This is a genomic window from Pseudonocardia pini, from assembly GCF_013870575.1.
In the GTDB taxonomy this organism is placed as follows: Bacteria; Actinomycetota; Actinomycetes; order Mycobacteriales; family Pseudonocardiaceae; genus Pseudonocardia; species Pseudonocardia pini.
The window spans coordinates 1-1,954 of sequence record NZ_JACBXB010000914.1; the positions used below are offsets into that span (position 1 = coordinate 1).

General features: G+C 75.5%; 3 protein-coding genes. 2 read left to right on the forward strand and 1 reads right to left on the reverse strand.

What is annotated here, in order from left to right:
* Positions 1-346 (reverse strand): sigma factor (locus H5J29_RS30720; RefSeq protein ID WP_312858485.1); only part of this gene is annotated, 346 nt, incomplete at its 3' end.
* Positions 347-379: 33 nt separating this feature from the next.
* On the opposite strand from H5J29_RS30720, the gene H5J29_RS30725 reads away from it, so the two are divergent.
* Together H5J29_RS30725 and H5J29_RS30730 are read left to right on the forward strand one after the other, a co-directional pair.
* Complete coding sequence (locus tag H5J29_RS30725) at positions 380-1,288, forward strand: RNA polymerase sigma-70 factor (RefSeq protein WP_181784445.1); 909 nt, start codon at positions 380-382, stop codon at positions 1,286-1,288.
* 17 nt (positions 1,289-1,305) lie between these two features.
* Positions 1,306-1,954 (forward strand): SDR family oxidoreductase (locus tag H5J29_RS30730; protein ID WP_246394504.1); only part of this gene is annotated, 649 nt, incomplete at its 3' end.

The window sequence follows — 1,954 nt, forward strand, 5'->3', positions numbered from 1 at the left end:
CCCGCTGGGCGGGGGTGAGCCGGTCGAGCAGCAGCACGGCGGCCAGCCGCACGTCCTCCCCGCGGACGACGGCGGCGAGCGGGCCCTCGTCGTCGGGCGTGGTGACCAGCGGCTCGGGCAGCCAGGGCCCCACGTACCGCTCCCGGCGCGCGGCCGCCGAGGTCAGCCGGTCGAGACAGATCCGCCCGACGACCGTCGTCAGCCACGCGCGCGGCTCCCGCACCTCGTCGGCGTGCCGGGACCAGCGCAGCCACGCCTCCTGCACGGCGTCCTCGGCGTCGGCCAGGCTGCCGGTGATCCGGTAGCCGACCCGGAGCAGGTGCGGGCGGTGCTCCTCGAAGTCCACCTGCCCAGTGTGTCCGGATGGCAGGCTGTCCGGGTGACCGCGGTGATCACCTTCGAGGAGCAGCGGCCCCGGCTGTTCGGGCTCGCGTACCGGATGCTCGGCTCCGCGCAGGACGCCGAGGACGCGGTGCAGGACGCCTGGCTGCGCTGGGCCGGCGCCGTGCACGCGCAGATCGAGAGCCCCGCCGCATGGCTGACGACGGCGCTCACCCGACTCTGCCTCACGCGCCTGACCTCGGCGCGAGCCCGCCGCGAGACCTACGTCGGACCCTGGCTGCCGGAGCCGATCCTCACCACCGACCCGGCGGTCGGCCCGGCGGAGTCGGCGGCGCAGCGCGAGTCGGTGTCGGTGGCGCTGCTCGTGACGCTGGAGCGGCTGACGCCCGTCGAGCGGGCGGTCTACGTGCTGCGGGAGGCGTTCGGGTACTCCCACGCCGAGGTCGCGGCGATCCTGGAGGTCACCGAGGCGAACTCGCGGCAGCTGCACACCCGGGCCCGCAGGCACGTCGCGGCGGAGCCCCCGGCTCCCGTCGAGACGGACGCCGCGGCGTGGGGCGCGTTGGTCCAGCGGTTCCTCGGGGCGGCCCGCGAGGGCGACATCCAGGAGCTCGAGACCCTGCTCGCCGCCGACGCCGCGGCCTGGTCCGACGGCGGCGGCAAGGTCTCCGCGGCCCGCCGCCCGGTCCACGGGCGCTCGGAGGTCGCGCGGTTCCTCGCCGGCATCCTCGGCCGGTTCGCGAGCGACGTCACGGGCACCGTGGCGGAGGTCAACGGGAGTCCGGCGGTGCTCGGCAGGCGCGCGGGCGTGGTGATGTCCGTGGTCGTCGTCGAGCGGACGGGCGAGCAGGTCACGGGCCTGCGGTTCGTGATGAACCCGGAGAAGCTCGAGTTCCTCGACCGCCAGCTGTCACGTTTCGGGGAGCCGTCCGGTCACACCTCCTGACGGAAGGGGAACGGGACATGGACACGCTCGACACGCTCGTCACCGGAGGCACCGGGACGCTCGGCCGGGTGCTGGTGGAGCAGCTGCGCGCCGCGGGCACACCCGTCCGGGTGCTGAGCAGGCACGCGGGGGAGGGCCGGGTGGTCGGCGACCTCGCCACCGGCAGCGGGATCAGGGAGGCGGTCCGCGGCAGCGACGTGATCGTGCACTGCGCGACGGGCCGGAAGGACTCCGCCGCCGCACGCACGCTGGTCGACGCGGCACTCGCAGAGGGCCGCCCGCACGTCGTGTACGTCTCGATCGTGGGGATCGACCGCATCCCGCTGGGCTACTACCGGGAGAAGCTGGAGGTGGAGAGGCTGCTGACGGCCTCGGGGCTGCCGGTCACGATCCTGCGGGCGACGCAGTTCCACCAGCTCGTCGCGACGATGCTGAGCGCGCTGGGGAAGGTGCCCGGGGTGCTGCCGGTCCCGCGGGGGATCGCGTTCCAGCCGGTCGCGGTCGCGGACGTGGCCGCGCGGCTGGTCGAGCTGGCCTGCGGGCGGGCCCGCAGGCCGGGTCCCCGACCTCGGCGGGCCCGAGGTCCTCGGCCTGGACGAGCTGGCCCGGACCTGGCTGGCCGCCACCGGGAAGCGGCGGCTGGTCAAGGACGTCCCGTACACCGGG